Annotated in this window: 14 protein-coding genes; 2 read left to right on the forward strand and 12 right to left on the reverse strand. The window is 62.1% G+C overall.

Features of this window, described 5'->3' with window-relative positions; genetic code table 11:
- Positions 1 to 77: 77 nt before the first annotated feature.
- The 7 genes from RPMA_RS26970 to RPMA_RS27000 are packed head-to-tail and all read right to left on the reverse strand — an operon-like array spanning position 78 to position 8,605.
- Positions 78 to 2,261, reverse strand: a complete 2,184-nt coding sequence (locus RPMA_RS26970; RefSeq protein WP_211910759.1) for a chemotaxis protein CheA — start codon at positions 2,259 to 2,261, stop codon at positions 78 to 80.
- On the reverse strand, positions 2,261 to 2,638 hold the full coding sequence (locus tag RPMA_RS26975; protein WP_211910760.1) for a response regulator: 378 nt from the start codon (positions 2,636 to 2,638) through the stop codon (positions 2,261 to 2,263). The genes RPMA_RS26970 and RPMA_RS26975 overlap by 1 nt, the downstream gene beginning before the upstream one ends.
- Positions 2,635 to 3,483: a CheR family methyltransferase gene (locus RPMA_RS26980; RefSeq protein ID WP_211913866.1), complete on the reverse strand. Its 849-nt coding sequence runs from the start codon at positions 3,481 to 3,483 to the stop codon at positions 2,635 to 2,637. Before RPMA_RS26980 ends, RPMA_RS26975 begins: the two co-directional genes overlap by 4 nt.
- On the reverse strand, positions 3,476 to 4,105 hold the full coding sequence (locus tag RPMA_RS26985) for a HEAT repeat domain-containing protein (RefSeq protein ID WP_211910761.1): 630 nt from the start codon (positions 4,103 to 4,105) through the stop codon (positions 3,476 to 3,478). The genes RPMA_RS26980 and RPMA_RS26985 overlap by 8 nt, the downstream gene beginning before the upstream one ends.
- Positions 4,106 to 4,111: 6 nt before the next feature.
- Entirely contained in the window at positions 4,112 to 5,182 is a 1,071-nt protein-coding gene (cheB, locus tag RPMA_RS26990) for a chemotaxis-specific protein-glutamate methyltransferase CheB (protein WP_211910762.1), read from the reverse strand.
- Entirely contained in the window at positions 5,179 to 6,687 is a 1,509-nt protein-coding gene (locus RPMA_RS26995) for a chemotaxis protein CheW (RefSeq protein ID WP_211910763.1), read from the reverse strand. The genes cheB and RPMA_RS26995 overlap by 4 nt, the downstream gene beginning before the upstream one ends.
- Before the next feature lies 1 nt (position 6,688).
- Positions 6,689 to 8,605, reverse strand: coding sequence for a methyl-accepting chemotaxis protein (locus tag RPMA_RS27000; RefSeq protein ID WP_211910764.1), 1,917 nt, complete (start codon positions 8,603 to 8,605; stop codon positions 6,689 to 6,691).
- A gap of 387 nt (positions 8,606 to 8,992) precedes the next feature.
- Here RPMA_RS27000 and RPMA_RS27005 point away from each other — a divergent pair, with 387 nt between their 5' ends.
- Complete coding sequence (locus RPMA_RS27005; protein ID WP_211910765.1) at positions 8,993 to 10,354, forward strand: IS1182 family transposase; 1,362 nt, start codon at positions 8,993 to 8,995, stop codon at positions 10,352 to 10,354.
- A 511-nt stretch (positions 10,355 to 10,865) separates the two neighbouring features.
- On the opposite strand, the gene RPMA_RS27010 is transcribed toward RPMA_RS27005, so the two are convergent.
- The 5 genes from RPMA_RS27010 to RPMA_RS27030 form a co-directional block, all read right to left on the reverse strand.
- Positions 10,866 to 12,443 carry an MFS transporter gene (locus tag RPMA_RS27010; RefSeq protein ID WP_211910766.1) on the reverse strand — a complete coding sequence of 526 codons (1,578 nt, stop codon included), beginning with the start codon at positions 12,441 to 12,443 and terminating at the stop codon, positions 10,866 to 10,868.
- Entirely contained in the window at positions 12,430 to 13,569 is a 1,140-nt protein-coding gene (locus RPMA_RS27015; protein ID WP_211910767.1) for an HlyD family secretion protein, read from the reverse strand. The genes RPMA_RS27010 and RPMA_RS27015 overlap by 14 nt, the downstream gene beginning before the upstream one ends.
- A gap of 206 nt (positions 13,570 to 13,775) precedes the next feature.
- Positions 13,776 to 14,243, reverse strand: a complete 468-nt coding sequence (locus tag RPMA_RS27020; protein ID WP_211910768.1) for a carboxymuconolactone decarboxylase family protein — start codon at positions 14,241 to 14,243, stop codon at positions 13,776 to 13,778.
- A gap of 264 nt (positions 14,244 to 14,507) precedes the next feature.
- Positions 14,508 to 14,915, reverse strand: a complete 408-nt coding sequence (locus tag RPMA_RS27025; protein WP_211910769.1) for a GNAT family N-acetyltransferase — start codon at positions 14,913 to 14,915, stop codon at positions 14,508 to 14,510.
- 35 nt (positions 14,916 to 14,950) lie between these two features.
- Positions 14,951 to 15,607 (reverse strand): FMN-dependent NADH-azoreductase, encoded by a 657-nt coding sequence (locus tag RPMA_RS27030; protein ID WP_211910770.1) that lies wholly within the window; start codon positions 15,605 to 15,607, stop codon positions 14,951 to 14,953.
- Between the two features lie 167 nt (positions 15,608 to 15,774).
- Between RPMA_RS27030 and pdxR the strand changes: the two genes are divergently transcribed.
- A complete protein-coding gene (gene pdxR, locus RPMA_RS27035) occupies positions 15,775 to 17,196 on the forward strand; it encodes a MocR-like pyridoxine biosynthesis transcription factor PdxR (RefSeq protein WP_249225457.1) in 1,422 nt (473 codons plus the stop codon).
- Positions 17,197 to 17,234: the final 38 nt, after the last annotated feature.

Raw genomic sequence — 17,234 nt, forward strand, 5'->3', positions numbered from 1 at the left:
GTGCTGGAGAAGCTCCTCCGCGTCTCCGGCGGGACAATCGCCACTGAGGACAACGATCCCGTTTTCCAAGGCAACGGTCATGCGAACAGCCCCTGCACGTCCAGAACGAGCAATACTCGGCCATCTCCTAGCAAAGTGGTCCCCGCAACCCCCGTCATGCCCTGCAGCAATCCTTCCAGAGGCTTCAACATAACGTCCATCCGTTCGCCGAGCCTGTCGACCTCGACGGCAACGAGCTGGTCGCTGTTCGCGATGACGATCAACCTGGCCTCGGAGGCAGTTTCGAAACTGGCAGGAAGCCCGAGTTCCGCAGCAAGAGTAAGGACCGGAAGAGTGCGGTTTCGCAACACAATCGCGCGTCCGGCGCCGATCGTGCTGATGGCACCTCTTGCGACCGACGCGGTCTCCACCACCGCTTCGAGCGGCACGCCGAACACCTGTCCGGAGACTTCTGCCGTCATCACCCTCGTCATCATCACAGAAAACGGAAGGACGAGGCGAAAGATCGTGCCGCGGCCAGCACGGGTTTCGACCGTCACCGTCCCGCCCATGCGTTCGACCGCGTTCTTGACGGCGTCCATACCGACCCCGCGCCCCGACAGTCCGGTGACCTCGGCCGCCGTCGAGAACCCGGGTGCAAAGATCAGCGCGACGACGTCCGCCTCGGTCATCCGGGCGAGTTCGTCGGTGGACGCCAGTTGCCGGGCCGCGGCGGTCTGCCGGACGCGTTCGATGTCGATCCCCTTACCGTCATCCTCGATCTCGACGACGACGTTTTGAAGCTGGCGATGTGCCCGCAGCGTGATCCGGGCGGTCGCAGGCTTGCCCATCACGGAGCGATCGACGGCGTGCTCGACACCGTGGCCGACCGCGTTGCGTACGAGATGCAGCAACGGCTCGAACAGGCTTTCGACCACTGTGGCGTCGGCCTCGACCGCCTCGCCCTCCATCACGAAGGCAACGGGCTTGCCGAGCGTCGCGGAGATTTCGCGCACCAGACGCGGAAAGCGCTGGAACACATGTCGAAGCGGAAGGACGCGCACCTGCAAGACAGCACTTTGCAACTGCTGCACCAGCCGCTCAAGCAAATCGTGCTGTTTGCGGAGATCCACGCGAATGGCATTTGCATCCACCTGATCCGGGGGCGATCCCGTGATGTGGCCGATCGCGTTCTTCACAACGGTCAATTCGCCGGTCAGATTGACGAGTGCGTCGATACGATCCATGTCGACGCGCAATGACCGGGTTGCAGCCACGGCCGCTTGTGGTGCCGGTTCGTGCTGGATGATCACGTCGTCGCGCTGCACCACCGCGTCCCGGATCCGGCCCATCACGCCTTCTCGCCGCCGATCTACCGACGGTGCTGCAAGCGCTGTCTCCACTGCGGAAGCATTCTCCTGGAGGCCAGAGATGCGCAAAACGTTGACGGCTACCCTAGCGGCGGCTTCGACACGCCCTTCGTCACCGTGCTGTGCATCGAATGCGAGCATCTTAAGCTGGGCGTCCAGCACCGCGCGAGCGGTTGGCGAAAGCGGGCTGCTCGCGGGTCCTTTCAGATCGATGATCTCGACCCGGTCGATCTGATCACGAAAGAAATTACGCGTCTCGCTGGCCTGAGCGTCCGACAGCACGACTATCTGCAGCGCGCAACTGAACGGATCGAACTCATCGAACGCGACGTCATTCGCCAGCCACAGATCCATAGTTTTCGCGCCGGGCGCAGCTGCAGCGACCGCCAGCGGGTCTTCACCCGCGAAAAATGCGTCCTGCGCCGGGCAATACAGAAACGCACAAACGCTTTCGACGAATCGCACGGGATGGGCCTTGCGCAGCCGGTCCAGCCATGGATCCGCGACCTGCGAAGGCTCGGTACCTGACCCATGTGAGCTTCTGTCGAAACGGCGGATGATGGCGTCGGCGGCCGCATCCGCATTTTTGGGTGGCTCGCCGCTCGCCTGCATCTCGTCGAGCCAGCGCGTCACCTGGTCGATGCTGGCATAACTGTCAACGACTAATGTCGACGGCATCGATTCCGGTGAGGTCCGCAGCCGCGACAGCACGTCTTCAACGGCATGCATGGCCCGGCCCATAGCGTCGAATTCGACGATGCCGGCGGCGCCTTTCAGGGTATGCACTGCGCGAAAAAGGCTGTCGATCTCGCGCGGCTTCTCGCCGCCCCGGTCGAGGGCATCCAGCGCCACCGTCGCCTGCTCAACAAGCTCGCGCGCCTCGACCAGAAATTGCTCGACAAACTCATCCATCACGCAGCACCACAGAGAAGTACGACATGCTCGATCAGCGTTTCCTGACTGATAGGCTTCGTCAAATAGTAGTTTGCGCCGGCCATCCGGGCACCAAGGATGTCGCGGTCCTTCGCCTCGGTGCTGGTAACGAGTACGGCGACGGCTGATGTGGGAAGGTCTTTTCCGCGTAGCGTTTTGATGAAGGTGATGCCGTCCATCTGCGGCATGTTGACGTCGACGATCGCCAGATCGAACGGCTGCACCAGGATTTTTTCCAGAGCCTCGAGACCGTTCAACGCCTCATCGACGACATAGCCTGCGCGCTCCAGCGCCTGCCTGTAATAGGCGCGCATCAGCGAGGCGTCATCGACGACCAGTACACGCTTTGCGGTCATGCGCGTCCCTCCTTCGGTCGCCGATAGACGATGGCATCGGAAAACCGGCACACTTCGAAAAGCGGAGAAATCCGACTCATCGACTCCGTGTGCCCGAGACAGATATAGCCGCCAGGCAGCAGGTTTTCGAATAGGTTTTCCGCGGCGATCCGGCGAGATTCGTCGTCGAAATAGATCAGCACGTTACGGCAGAAGATGACGTCGAACCGACCCTGCGGTCGGGTCTCACGGGTTTCCATAATGTTGACGCGCGAGAACTGCACCGATTGCCGCAGGTCATCTAGGATCTGCCAGGCGTGCTCGTCGACCTGATTAAAGTATTTGGCGATGACATCGGCTGGCAAGCGCATCAGCGCGCGCTTTCCATAGGTGCCGTTCGCCGCAGCCTCCAGGACTCGCGTGTCGATGTCGGACCCGACAATCTCGATGTCGTAGGTATCCACCAGCGGCCAGTTTTCCAGAAGCCACATTGCGATCGAATAGGGCTCCTCGCCTGTTGAACAGGGCGCCGACCAGATCCGGATCGCTTCACCCGCCCGCTTGGACCGGACCCGGTCCGGCAAAAGATCGCGCGCAAGACATTCGAGCTGGTGGTCTTCGCGGTAGAAATAGGTTTCGTTGACCGTGAAGGCGTTGATCAGATGCTCGACCTCGCGCCGCATCTCGCCGCGAAGAATTATGAAATAGCCGGCAAACGTATCGCTCGACGTCGCAGCCATCCTGTCCAGGATGCGCCGCTCGACGTAATATCGCTTCGCCTCATTGAAGACCATTCCCGTACGCCGGTAGAGGAATTCGGCGAGTTTTCGAAACTCGTCCTCGGTGATGGTTGCCGGTTCAGCCACGGCACGACGCTTGTGAACCGATGCGATCGCTGGCCAGTCCGATCGCGAATGCCAGGAACGGATCGTCCGGAAAGCGTGCCGCGCAGCCCTGCAAGACAGGCAGGATTGCGTGATCGCCGATTTCGGCAAGAACCTCGACCGCCGCAGCGCAGACATTGGCCTGCATTTCGTCGGCAAGCAGGGACGACAACAGCTCGTTGGCGGCCTCAGTCGGCTGGTTGCGCACCAGTTCACATGCCAGCAGGCGCACGTCGGGGTCGCTGTCGCGCAGCAGATCTGGCAGGTGACGCGCCGTTGCCTCGGGCATCGCACGTAGCGCGTCGAGGGCACCCGTGCGCATTTCCGGATCATCCGATCCGACATAGGCCGCCACAACCGCAGCGCTCGCCGGCGTCCCGATCCTGGCCAACGCGGTGAATATTGCTTCTCTCACCCGCGACACGGTCTCGGTCGTGAGCGCGTGCCTGAGAATATCCAGACCCGCCGGTACATTCGCAGCGGCGCGTACTGCTGCCCAGCGCTCATCCACCGTTCCACCCGACATCGCGGCAGCGATGTCCGCCTGCCCGGCTTCACGGCCGGTCGTTTCATCGTTGGGCTGGTTGGATTTGCCTTTGATCAAGGGCATTCAAGGCACCAGCTTTCTCAGTTGCGCAGCGATGTCGGGCAATGGCAGCACGAAGTCGGCGCCGCCCGCTTTCACCAGTTCGCCTGGCATTCCCCAAACCACGGCGGTCTCCTCGGCTTCGGCGATGGTCCGTCCACCGTTGCTGTTCAGGACGGTCATTGCCTGCGCTCCATCGTCTCCCATGCCGGTCATGAGTACGCCCACCAACTGGCCGGCATCGACATGGTTCAGCGCGCTCCGGACCAAACGGTCCGTGCTGGGGTGCCATGGATAGCCGGCCTCTGCGGGTGCCGGCAGCGCCACCAGTCCACCCTTGCGCTTGGAGACGATGATGTCGGCGTCGCCGCGCGCGATATAGACGTGTCCCGGTTTCAATGCCGTCGCGGCGACGACCTCGTTGACCGTGAGGCTACAGATCCTGTCCAGGCGGCGGGCGAGCGATCCCGTGAACGTCGCAGGCATATGCTGCGCCACCACGATCGGCCACGGGAAGGATGACGGGAGCGGCACCAGCAGCGCCTCCAGCGCAGGCGGACCGCCGGTGGAGGTGCCGACCAGGACCAGACCTTCACCGGCCGCGGGCTGGAGTTTGAGGGCGGCTGCCTTGCGCGGTAACGCCGAGCGCAAACCAGCAGATTTGTGACGGATGCGCTCGCGCAGCCGCAACGACGTCCGCAACTTCGCACCAGCAGCCTGTCGCGCCTTGCTGACCAGCTCCGGCGCAAGCGCATCCATCTTGAGCGAAACTGCACCCGTCGGCTTTGCCACGAAATCGACCGCGCCAAGGCGCAGCGCTTCCAGCGTCGCATCCGCGCCGTCGGCGGTCATCGATGAAACCATGATGACGGGACAGGGATGTTCGATCATGATCCGGTCGAGACACTGCAGCCCATCCATGTCCGGCATGTGGACATCGAGGGTCACGACGTCGGGCACCGCAGCGGCGATGGAGTCGAGCGCCTCCTTGGCATTGCGCGCGAAAGCAACCTGAAAGTCGTCCTGCGTCGAGAAGATCTGGCCCAGAAGCTTCCGGACCAGCGCGGAATCGTCAACGACAAGGATCTTGATCACTGAGCTGACGGCCGCCCGCCCTTGGCCGACGGGGTCCTGTTAAACGAATCCAACAGGCCGCGCTCCGCTCGGCTGAGCAATTCAGCGGGATCAAGCAGCAGGACCATCCGTCCCGCCCCGCCGAGATTGATGACTGAACCGACCAGCGAGAGCGCATCGCCGGTGAGATCCGGTGCCGGCTGAATGGCCTCGGCGCTGCAGCGAAGGACCTCGGTCACACCGTCCACGATCAGCCCGGCGCGATGATCTTGCGACGTCACGACCACCAGGCGCCGGCTCGCGCCGCCGTCCGATGGCGCCATGTCGAAACGCCGGCGCTGATCGATGACCGGCAGCACGGCGCCCCGCAGATTGATGACGCCTTCGAGAAATTTTGGTGTTTTGGGCAATCTGGTGATCTGATCAGGCACACGCGCCACCTCGCCGACGGCATCGATCGGCAGTGCGAACTCATTGCCGTCCAGTCTGAAGACCAGAAAGCGCAGCTCGGCCGTCTGTGTGTTGGTGACGGCCTTGCCGATCGCGGTGGCTCCTGCCGTGGCTTGCGACAATTTCTGCATGACGTCTTCCCGGAACAGCGCTTCTGTAACCAGTATGGAGATCAGGCGCCGCTCGCTAGAACGGTAGATCTCCTGGATCCTTGCTTCTCCACCTGCCCGCGCGCTCAACACCTTCGGAGCCGGCTCGACGCGTTGCGGATCCACCGTGAGGATGTCACGTGCGCTGTCGGCGACGAGGCCGACAATCACGCCCCGCACCGCAGTCACGATCACCGTCCTGCCGGTCTCCGCCGCGGCGCCGACACCGAGCAAAACGCGCAATGACAGTAATGGCAGCAGTCTGTCACGATAGGCCATCACGCCACGCACGGCTTCATCGCTGCCGGGCACTTGCGTCAGATCGTCCGGAGCAAGCACGATTTCACGGATGGCGTCCAGCGACAGCGCATATTCCTGACCAGCGACAAGAAACGTGACCAGGCGTCGTCCTGCCGCATAAGACACGGGGACCGCGACTGCCGCCCTGGTGGCCGTTCCCGTGGCACGACGTGCTGTTGTTCGGGGAAAGGCCCTGGCAAGCAATGCGTCGATGTTCAGGATCTTGGTGATGCCAGTCCTGGTTTGGAAGATTCCGTCTAACTGCTCGTCCGCTTCCGCAGACATGTCAGCCTCGGCGAGTTTGACGTGGCGCGCATCGACGGTTTCTAGCGATGCGACCTCATCGACCGCCAGGGCGACGGGCGTTGCCCCGCCGAGCACGACCAAACGCGACCGATCGGACACCGCGATCTCGCTCCGTCCAAGCAGGCTGCGTACGCCAGCGACAGGGACCACTGTTCCGCGCAGATTGGTCAGCCCCAGCAGACTTTTCGGCGCCTGGGGGACGCGCGCCAGCGGCGACATTCTGACCACCTCTGACACTTTGTCCGCAATGACGGCGTAGAGACGTCCCGCAGACCGGAACGTCAGGTAACGGGCACCGTGTTCGGCGTCGTGGTCCGGCATGCTACTGCTTGAGCTCACTGGAGAGCGATGCGATTTCCTCGATCGCGGCCGCGAGGTCGTCCGCGCCCTGCGCCTGTTCGGCCGACGCCGCCGCCGCCTGCCGCACGGCCGCCCCCGCTTCCTCGGCCGCGGCCGCGACTTGCTTTGCTGCCAGCGCGGACCCGGTGGCCGCTTCCAAAATCTTCTTGGCACCCTCGACGATGGCATGGTTGGCGACGCTCAACCCAGCCATATCCTCGGTCACATTCGCGAGCGCCTTCGCAACCGAGCGGTTGTTCTGGACCTCGATCTCAGCGGCGGCGATGATCTGCTCAAGATCGCGACGAAGCAGTGATATCTGATCGAGAATGCTTTCCACCGAGTCCTTGATGCGCTCGATACTGTCGGACGCTTCACGCGCCAGCCCCCGGATGTCGTTGGAAACCAGCGCAAAGCCGCGGCCGGCATCGCCGGCCCGCGCTGCCTCTACTGAACCACTGACGGCAAGCATGCTGGTCTGAACGGTGACCAGACCGATGGAATCGACAATCTTACCGATCTTGCGGCCGACGGCTTCGAGCTGGACGATTGTGGTCAGGCTCTTGCGGGTCTCGCTCAATGACTGCTCAACGCCGTCGATCAGTTGTTCAACGGTTGACGTGGCAGTGGTCAACTTTTTTTGGACGTCCGTGACTCGTGCACTCGCCGAAAGCCCTTTCTTCTCCGCGAGCTGCGCACTGTCCTCGATTTGCGCCAGCGCGACCGACGTCTGCTGGGCCGCCGCTGATTGCTGTTGAGCGCCGCGGTTAATTTGCTCGACCGCCGTAGAGATCTCGCTCGCTGCGCCAGACAGCTCCTGAATCGTGGCTGACAGCTCTTCCGCCATGCTCGCGATCTGCTCATGCGCGGACGTCGCAGCCTTGCCGGTGCGGAGATCCTCCGTAAGGGCTGCGAGTGACTCGGCTGCGGTCTGGCCCTGGCTCAGGGCTTTGGCCTGCTCACGGATGGCGGATTGCGCCTCGTTGGCGGCTGACGCTTGTTCTTCGGCCGCGCCAGCGACCAGTTCTGCGCCTTTCTGGGCTTCCAGAACGGCGCGCTCGGCTCCGATCGACGCGGTGACCGTCTGCTGGCTTCCGTCGGACAGCTGGGCCATATCTTCCCGGATCGCCGCCAGGGTATTCACGACACTGGCCCCCGCGTTGGCCTGGACGGTCGCCGCGTTCACGACAGTCCCGACAATATTCACGGCAGTTCGGACATTGGCCGCTATCTCTTCGGCCAGGCCCTGGACTTCCTGGGCGCTTTTGTCGCTTTGCTCCGCAAGCGCCCGAACTTCGTCCGCCACGACTGCGAAACCACGGCCCTGATCGCCGGCGCGCGCAGCCTCAATGGCGGCATTCAATGCCAGGAGATTGGTTTGGTCCGAGATCCTGCTCACCGTGCCGGTGATGGCCCCCACGTCCTGGGCACGACGTTCGAGTTCGGAGATAACCTTTCCCGAAGCCATCTGCCGCTCTGCATTCTTCTCGATGGCGCGAACGGAGACGGAGATCTGAGCGGCCACATCGGCCAGCAGGAGTTGGGTCGCTTCAGTCTTCCGTCGCGAGTTGTCCGCTTCGCTCCGCGCCACGGCCAGGTTGCCAGATATATTCCGGATGGCCGAGAGCTGTTCCTGGGAGGCGCCCGCCGCTTCGTCCGCACCGACGGCAATCTGTTGCATGGCCCCTTGCAGCTCTTCTGCTGCCGCCGACGCCTGGGTCAGGCCGCTGGCAAGCTCTTCCGTAGCGGCCGCAATCCGCTCCGCAACCCGATCCGCATTGGGCTCGGCTGCAGAAGCCTGCGCACGTGACCCCAACTTAGGAGCTGACGGAGCTTTGCGAGACGAAGCCTGAGATTTGGCCGCGGCTTTGGAAATCTTGGAGGTCTTCACCAGGCTCATTGATCTCTCGGCAAAAGGAGCGAACGCTTGCGTTTGCATACCTTTTAACGATGTCTATGCCGATGTCATAGAGAATGCGCATGCTCCGCACGCCGGAAGATGCCCGCGGACGACGGTCGCCTGGAAATACGTCCTAAACGCCGTTCAAAACGGTGTTCTTCATTCTAGAGACCATCCCGCTGATCATATGGCCGAAAGGTAAGGCTTCGGGAGGGATACGGCGCCTGACGGCATCCCTTCAGCGTTTGGATCGTGCTGGCCGCCATCGAACACCTTTGCCGACATTGATCCGCGACGTCCGCTTTGCACCGATTGTGTTGAAAAACTCCCCTGTTGAAGCGGGACGCCATCGCTGATTCAATCCCGCTATCGGCGGAGGCTGAATCGATGATGGGTCCGAAGCAGACTGATCAGGCGGCTCTGTTCTACGAATTCTCGCTGGAGCGACACGTACCAGCCGCCCATATGCTGCGGAACATCGACCGGTTCGTCGATCTGTCTGTCGTTCGGAGCGAATTGGCGCCCTTCTACAGTTCGACCGGACGGCCATCGATTGATCCTGAGCTGCTCGTCCGGATGCTGCTGGTTGGCTACTGTTACGGCATCCGGTCGGAGCGCCGGTTGTGCGAGGAGGTTCACCTGAACCTCGCTTATCGCTGGTTTTGCCGTCTTGGCCTCGACGGTGAGGTGCCGGATCATTCGACCTTCTCAAAGAACAGACATGGTCGCTTCCGTGATTGCAATCTCCTGCGCAAGCTGTTCGAGACGGTAGTGCGACGCTGCATGGCGGAGGGGCTGGTCGATGGAACGGCCTTCGCCGTCGATGCCAGCCTGATCGCTGCCGACGCCAACAAGCAGCGCTCCGCTGTGGGGACTGAGGACCATGACTGGGACACGCTTGCCCGGGCGCGGCGGTCCGTCCGCGAGTACCTCGACACACTGGACGAAGCGGCCTGGGGTGCAGCGAGCGAGACGGTGCCGAAGTTTGTCTCTCGATCCGATCCGGCCGCGCAATGGACCGGGGCTCACAAAGGCCACGCCTTCTTTGCCTACGCCGACAACTACCTGATCGATCTGAAGGCTGCGGTCATTGTTGATGTCGAGGCGACACGCGCCATTCGACCGGCCAAGGTCGGTGCTGCACGCACGATGATCGCGCGTACAAAGGATCGCTTCGGCATCCATCCCGAGCGCCTGGCTGCCGACAGCGCTTACGGATCAGCCGACATGCTGGCCTGGTTGGTGGACCAGCGTAAAATTGAGCCGCACATACCCGTGTTCGACAAATCGGCTCGCGAGGATGGGACGTTTGCCCGCGATGAATTCACCTACGATCGGGAGGCTGACATCTATCGCTGCCCGGCGGGCAAGCTGCTGACTTCAACCGGAACACTGGTGAATGACGGAGCGACGCTTCACTATCGCGCCAGCAAGCGGGACTGCGACATCTGCGAACTCAAGCCACGGTGTTGTCCGAAGATGCCAGCTCGCAAGGTACCACGCTCGATCTACGAGAGCGCTCGCGATGTGGCGCGCGGGATCGCCAGAACGGAAGCCTACGTAACCTCGCGGCGTGAACGCAAAAAGATCGAAATGTTGTTCGCGCATCTGAAGCGTATCCTGCGCCTCGACCGGCTTCGTCTGAGAGGTCCTTGCGGTGCTCGCGACGAGTTCCTGCTCGCTGCCACCGCTCAGAACCTTCGAAAGCTGGCAAAATTGATCCCGACACCGGCTCCGATGCCCATCTGAACTGGGACAGACACTTGCACGCCGCTCCTCTGCGCACTGGCCGATAGCCAACTAGCTGACTTTTTCAACACAATCCGCCATGAGCGGTCGCCAGAAGAAGCGTCGCGGCGGCAATTTGAATGGGACAACAACTGCTGGCCTAAGTTGACGAGCCGGTTCGCTCTGCCGACCGAGCACCGTGGTGGCACCGAGCCAACGATGAGCCATCCGCAAGAGAGCTTGGTTTCAACGCGGGTCAGCAGCGAAAACCGGCGACTGACGGGTCGGGTACCCAAGAGGGCCAAATGAGTCTGTTTGTCAGCTCTCTCAAGCCAGTTACGCCTCAGCGTTTTTTTCCTGAAGCAAGCTGAAATGTCGGAATGTAGCGAGTCAGGGCGGAGACCACGAAGGCCCACCTTGACGGCGGCGAAGACTAAAAAAACACCGAAAATCGCCGATGACCTGCTTCAAGTAGATCTGTCGGTCACTCGTGTTCACTTTCGAAAATCTCACCCGCCGAGTCTCGGGACCCTCATTTCGGCACGAACGGTCCCGGCGCGGCCCTGTGCATGCAAGCCACCACAACCAGCGCGGCGATGGCACACCATGCCGAGAACCAGAAGCCATCTATATAGGCCAGCGTGTTGGCCTCCCGCTGTACGATCTGTGACAGCGTCACAACACTTCGCGCCGTCGCCAATCCGGTGTCATGTACGGAGAAACCCTTCTGCAACTGCGTCAGCATTTCGACCACACTCGGATCGCCTTGCGTAACGTTCAGGCCGAGCGTGTTCGAATGGGTCTGTTCGCGAACACGTAACCAGGTCGCCATCAGCGCGCTGCCGATCTCTGCGCCGCCGATGCGTACCGACTGGATGTAGGCGGCAAAAGCCGTGGCGCGCCTGGGATCGACGTTCGAAAGCGCGGTGACAATGATTCCGATCAGGGTGACCGACTGTCCCACGGACTGAAGCAACGCGATGGCCACGAAGTCTTCGGCGACCCACTGGCGGGTGAGATGCGTCCCGAGCAACGCCGCGAGGAAGAAGGCGGAGAAGCCGACTACGATGACCACTCGGGAATCCAGCCGTCCCGCCATCCAGACCGCGATCGGCGTGAAGACTAGCATCGGCAGTGCGCCGTACAGAAGGAACAGCCAGCCGATCTGCTCGGGCCGGAGACCTCCGACCGCCACCAGGAAGTTTGGCGTCAGCATTCCGTTGGACAGGCTGGTCAGCGAATAGAGCAGGATGCACATGATCGCCAACCCGATGTTGCGGGACAGGACGACCCCAGCCTCCGCCCACGGGTTTTCGACGACGGCTTCGTTGACAAAAAAGCAGGCGACAAGGACGGCGCCGGCCAAAAGCAGCGCGACCACCGTGCCAGAGTTGAGCCAGTCCAGCCGGTTACCCTGATCGAGCCCTGCGTAGATCATCGCCATGCCTGCGCCCAGCAGCAGCATACCACTCCAGTCGCCGCTCTGGACGAGCGCGCGATTGATCGGTTCCCGAGGCGTACCGAGGTATACGAACAGCGCCATCAACGGCGCGAAGACCGCATCTTGCCAGAACAGCCACTGCCATCCGATCTGATGCACGTATAGCCCGACGACCCAGACGCCTAGGTTGACGCTGAAACCGACCCGAGCCGCGTAGATGCCTATCGCGACGAGCCACCATTTCATCGGCAGATTGCGAAAGATGATCATGATCGTGGCCGGCACGAAGACGCCCAGCAGCAACCCGCGCAAAATCGAAAGGAACGCCAGCGTGCTGTACTCGCTTACGATTGGGATGAGCACGGACAGCACGGCGTAAAGCAGGCTGGGTACGATCAGGATACGGCGGAGGCCGAACAGCATTGCAAGCCATGCTACCGCCGGAGCGACCAGCAGTTGAGCCGCCGACGTCGCCGTCATCATCCAGGACGCCTCGTCGAAGCCGAGGGAGTGAATGCCCTTCAGGTCTGGAAGCGCGATCGTCAGTAGTCGGCTATCGAAGCTCGACAGAAATGCTCCGAGAAGAACAGCTCCAACTGCAAATATGGGACGCGGAGCGGGAGCGCCGGTCGAAACGGGGCCGCCCGAAACTTCGCTACCTGGTGCCATCGGCCTGGCCCTCTTCGGTATGAATCCGCGTCGTCACCGACATTCCGGGGCGCAGCTTGCCCAACAGCGGCTGGTCTGGATCGAACTGGATGCGAACCGGGATGCGCTGCACCACTTTTGTGAAGTTGCCGGTCGCGTTGTCCGGGGGCAGCAGCGCAAACTGAGATCCGCTCGCGGGCGATACGCGTTCGACCCGGCCATGAAGCGTCTCGCCCTTGAACGTGTCCGCCGCGATATCGACCTTTTGGCCGGGCTGCACTTGCCGGAGCTGGGTCTCCTTGTAGTTCGCGATGACGTAGACGTTCGGAAGGGGCACGACGCTGATCAGGTTCGACCCGACATTGACGTAGTCGCCCGCCTGCACCTTGCGCTCGCTCACCACGCCGTCGAACGGCGCGACGACCCTTGTGTAGCTCAGTCGCAGCTTGGCTGCGTCCCGGGTCGCCTCGGCGGCCCTCAGCTCGGCCGCCTTCTGCTCCCTGGTTCCCTCGAGCACCGTGAGTTGCCGCCGCTGGGCCGCCGCAAATGCCTCGCTTGCCTTGTGATCCGCTTTCGCCTTGTGATAGGCGGCCGTCGCCTGCTCGAACTTCTGCAGCGTACCGGACTGGGTCTTGACCAGCGCGCTCTGACGCTCCGCTTCCTGCTCGGCCTGCGTTTCAAGCGCGGACACCGAATTGGTCTGGGCGTCCGCCTGCATGATCATGGCGCGCTGCAGTTCGACCTGGTTCGCGAGGTTATCGAGGCTTGCCTTCGCGGCACTCACAGACGCCTCTGCCTGTGCAACCTGCGCCAGATAATCCGCCGGGTCGATCTCGAGGAGAAGCTCGCCCGCCTTAACGCGCTCGAAGTCGTCGACGGCGACGATCTTGACCGCGGCGGCCACGCGGCTACTCAGCAACGTGATCTGCGCGCGGACATAGGCATCGTCGGTGCTCTGAACGGGCCGGTTTGCCACCCAGCTATCCCAGCGGATGGTCGCGAGCGCGACGCTGGACAGCGCCGCGATCACTGCAACGCTGGGGGCGATGATCCGCCATCGGTCCCTCGCCTTCGCAAGCTCGACTTGGGGAGAGGCAGTAGCGGCCGGCTGACCGATGCGAGGAATTTGTTGAACTGTCTGATCCATGGATCTTACCCGGTGCTGCCGTCGGGTGTGCCGGGGTCCAGCTCCGCACGGCCTGTATTGACGGTAGGTGGTCCGGCGCGCCGCCGGCTCGAGGCTTCGAAGAGAGTTCATGGCCTCTTCGCAGGGATTAGATCAGAGAGGCCATCTGCATCCGAAGCAGAGGGTGGGACTTCAGAAGCCATGAAAGGAGGCAGGTCGGCCGGACGTCAGGACGACTTCCGGTGAATTTCGCCCGACGGATGAAGAGACCTGAAGCCGACGTTCATGCGATTCCACATGTTGATCGTGCCGATCGCGAGGGTCAGGACCACCTGCTCCTCCTCCGTGAACTGTGATTTCAGCAGCTCATAGTCGGCATCCGGCGCGTGCGTTTCCGTCAGCAAGGTCAGCGCGTCGGTCCAGGCAAGCGCTGCGCGCTCACGCGGCGTGTAGAGCGAGGACTCGCGCCAACCGTCGAGCATGTGAAGCCGCATGCCCTCCTCCCCGAGTTTCTTCAGATCGGTGACGTGCATGTGGATGCAGTAGGCGCAGCCGTTGATCTGCGAAGCCCGAAGCCGGACGAGATCCAGGATCACCGGTTCGATGGTGCTCTCGGAAAAGCTTCTCTCGAGAGCAATGGCGGACTTGAAGCTGGACGCTGCATGCAGGAAGGGGTTGGCGATACGTGCACTCATGTCGGATATCCTTTGGGTTTGGGGTCAATTGAGATTTTGACCGGGCAGGTTGATGCGAAAAATCGCGGATGTCTTTTGAAACCGGTCTCGACGAGGCGGAGGTGTCAGCCGGTCGAGGATCGGCGCGCTTGTCGGTTTTCACTTGAGAAATGCTGTCGGGGTCTGGGGCCATCGCTGCCAGATGATCGGTAGATGGGCATCGTCGAATGAAACACGCTTCGCGCCTGCGACAGATGGGCTAGAGGCGACGCTCCGTATGTAAATCTATCCCGTCCACCGTTTGAGGTACTTCACGGCCTTCTTACGCATGGCGTGCCGCTCATAGAAGCGCTGCGCATCGACGTTCTCGAGCGCGGTGTCGAGCACGAATGTGCTCAGGCCGGCCGCGGCGCATTCCTGCTCGACCGCCTCGATCACTTTCGTGCCGTACCCTCGGCCCCTGACCTTTTCGTTGGTCACTAAGTCGTCGACGTAGATATGATCGCCGAAGATCATGTTCTCCTGCCGCCTCAGGCCTGCGAGCGCGACGATCTCGTCGTCCAGCCGCAGGACAAGAATTTTGTAGCCTTGAGCGCTCTGGCGGATCGCCTGATCGACGAGGACTTGAGGGGATTCGAGGTGCGGACGCAATTGGCGCATGAGGGGCCAGCACTCTCCGATTTCGCTGGCCATCTCCGCATATCCGACAGAAAAACGCTCTTTCGACATCACGCCACCTCAACGTAGTGATGCATATCAAGACTCCATTCCTCGGCGATGCCGCTCAACTCGTCGCGGGCGTCGTTGAGCGCCTGCTGCTTACGTTTCTCGCCTTTGGCAAGCAAAGGCTGGGCGTTCACGTAAGAGACGTTCTTTAGGCCGGTGAATTTGAAGATGGCGCGCAGGTTGGGCAGAAGACCATCCATATCTTCCCATTCGGATCCGGCGCTGAAATCGAGGCCCCGGGTCGTGACGACCATGGCGCGGAGGCCACCCAGTTTTCCGGTTATGCTGCCGTCCGGCTCCGGAATATGCGTGACGCCGGGTCGGACAAGTTGGTCGAGGAATGCCTTGAACGTCGAGGGCAATCCAAAATTGTAGAGTGGAATGCCGAAGAGTACTGCGTCCGACGACATCACGCGCGATGCCACGCTGTCGGCGAGCCGCAGCGCGTCCCTCATCTCTTCGGTTCGCTGGGGCGGCGGAGTGAACATCGCGGCGGTAAACAGCTCGTCGACGTGCGGAAGCGGATCGGTGGCCAGATCGAGATAGTCGACTTCCAGACCGCTCACGCGGCTTCGCAAGTTCTCGACGAAATGTGCGGTTAGGGCGCGGCTGCTAGAACCGTGACTGCGGGCACTTGAGTCGACATGAAAGAGGCGCATCTGTATTCCTTGGGACAGTGTTATGAACTCGCGAGCGAAGATCCCTCCGTCGGCGAGTTCTGGCTTGATCGGACCGAACCGCCTCGCCGTAGGGCTGAGCGGTCGATCTGTATGGCCAATGATTACGCTCCAGACCGGCCAACCGGACAGAACCAAGGAATGAGCTTTTGACTGTACCGATCGGAAAGGACCCGATCTCGTTCGATCTCGATCGCTCCAGACCGATGCCGCTGGGCGAGCAGATTAGCGGCGCGATCCGCGCTGCCATTCTTGACAAACGCTTGGCTCCTGGGAGCCGTTTGCCTTCATGGCAGGACCTCGCGACCCAGCTCGGAGTTTCGCGGGGCACGGTGAAAGGCGCCTACGAGCGTCTGGCCGATGAGGCACTTGTTGTATCCGCCGGCGCCGCCGGGACTCGCGTTTCGGCGACGCCGCCGCGGCGTGCGAAGGCATCGACTGTGATTTCCGAGCAGCCATATTCGGGACTGCTCCCAGCCTTCTATAGCACTCCCCTTCCCTTTCAGATGGGCGTGCCGGCCCAGGACGCTTTTCCGGCCAAGATCTGGGCTCGCCACAGGACACGCGCCGTCCGAGCCGACGCCATGGCCTCCGTTGGTCAGATCGACCCGCGAGGCCATCCCGAGCTTCGAACGCAGATCGCCAGCTATTTGGCGATCGCGCGCGGTCTGCAGTGTGATCCCGATCAGGTTATACTGACCGCGGGTTACCGCAACGGCCTTGCGATGGTGATACGGGCGCTCGCACTGGGGGGAAGCAAAGTCTGGATCGAGGAGCCCGGTTATCCCTTCACCAAGAAAGGCCTCGAACTCGACGGGATGGAGCTAATTCCCGTTCCGGTCGACGGCGAGGGGATCGACGTCGAACGGGGAATCCGCGCGTGCAAGGACGCGCCGTTGGTCGTCGTCACCCCGGGTCAGCAGGCGCCAACCGGCGCGGCCATGTCTCCGAGCCGTCGAGCCGCTCTACTCGGTTGGGCGGCGAGATCCGGTGCCTGGATCATCGAAGACGACTATCTCAGCGAACTCCAACTTTCCGGCCGGGCCATGCCGGCGCTGGCGAGTGAGCCCGGCGGCGATCGCGTGATCCATATTGGCAGTTTCGGCAAAACGATGAGCCCGGCGCTCGGTCTGGGCTTCGTGATTGCGCCGCTGGAGCTTGTCGGGCGCCTCTGGGAAGTCGCGACCTACCTGCAGCCTGCGCCCAATACGACGACGCAACTCGCTCTCGCAGGCTTCATCGCGGATGGCCACTATCTGCGGCACCTCCGTCACATGAAGGCGCTCTATTCCGAACGTCGCGATGCGCTGCGCAAACGGCTCGGCGACCGGATCACTGTCGAGGCGATGTCAGGGCTCGCCGTCATGGTGAAGCTTCCGCCGACGATCAACGATGTCGCACTGGTGCGATCCGTTGTCCCGCAGGGAATCGCTCCGATGCCATTGTCAATATGGTGGAGCGATCGGGCGAAGATGGCGCCGGGCCTGCTGCTTGGTGTGACCAACCTCCGGCCCAAGATCGTTGATGCGGCATGCGCAACGCTCGAGGCGGCAATTGCTTCGTCTAACTAGCGGCTTAGAGAAGTTGCCAAGCGAGCGCTTGCCCTCGC

This window comes from Tardiphaga alba (assembly GCF_018279705.1).
GTDB classification, from domain to species: Bacteria; Pseudomonadota; Alphaproteobacteria; order Rhizobiales; family Xanthobacteraceae; genus Tardiphaga; species Tardiphaga alba.

What these genes read in the sequence shown, in the direction of transcription:
- RPMA_RS26970 (WP_211910759.1), bottom strand. Translation starts at nt 2,261, where the DNA reads ATGGATGAGTTTGTCGAGCAATTTCTGGTCGAGGCGCGCGAGCTTGTT.
- RPMA_RS26975 (WP_211910760.1), bottom strand. Translation starts at nt 2,638, where the DNA reads ATGACCGCAAAGCGTGTACTGGTCGTCGATGACGCCTCGCTGATGCGC.
- RPMA_RS26995 (WP_211910763.1), bottom strand. Translation starts at nt 6,687, where the DNA reads ATGCCGGACCACGACGCCGAACACGGTGCCCGTTACCTGACGTTCCGG.
- RPMA_RS27000 (WP_211910764.1), bottom strand. Translation starts at nt 8,605, where the DNA reads ATGAGCCTGGTGAAGACCTCCAAGATTTCCAAAGCCGCGGCCAAATCT.
- RPMA_RS27005 (WP_211910765.1), top strand. Translation starts at nt 8,993, where the DNA reads ATGATGGGTCCGAAGCAGACTGATCAGGCGGCTCTGTTCTACGAATTC.
- RPMA_RS27010 (WP_211910766.1), bottom strand. Translation starts at nt 12,443, where the DNA reads ATGGCACCAGGTAGCGAAGTTTCGGGCGGCCCCGTTTCGACCGGCGCT.
- RPMA_RS27015 (WP_211910767.1), bottom strand. Translation starts at nt 13,569, where the DNA reads ATGGATCAGACAGTTCAACAAATTCCTCGCATCGGTCAGCCGGCCGCT.
- RPMA_RS27020 (WP_211910768.1), bottom strand. Translation starts at nt 14,243, where the DNA reads ATGAGTGCACGTATCGCCAACCCCTTCCTGCATGCAGCGTCCAGCTTC.
- RPMA_RS27025 (WP_211910769.1), bottom strand. Translation starts at nt 14,915, where the DNA reads ATGGCCAGCGAAATCGGAGAGTGCTGGCCCCTCATGCGCCAATTGCGT.
- RPMA_RS27030 (WP_211910770.1), bottom strand. Translation starts at nt 15,607, where the DNA reads ATGCGCCTCTTTCATGTCGACTCAAGTGCCCGCAGTCACGGTTCTAGC.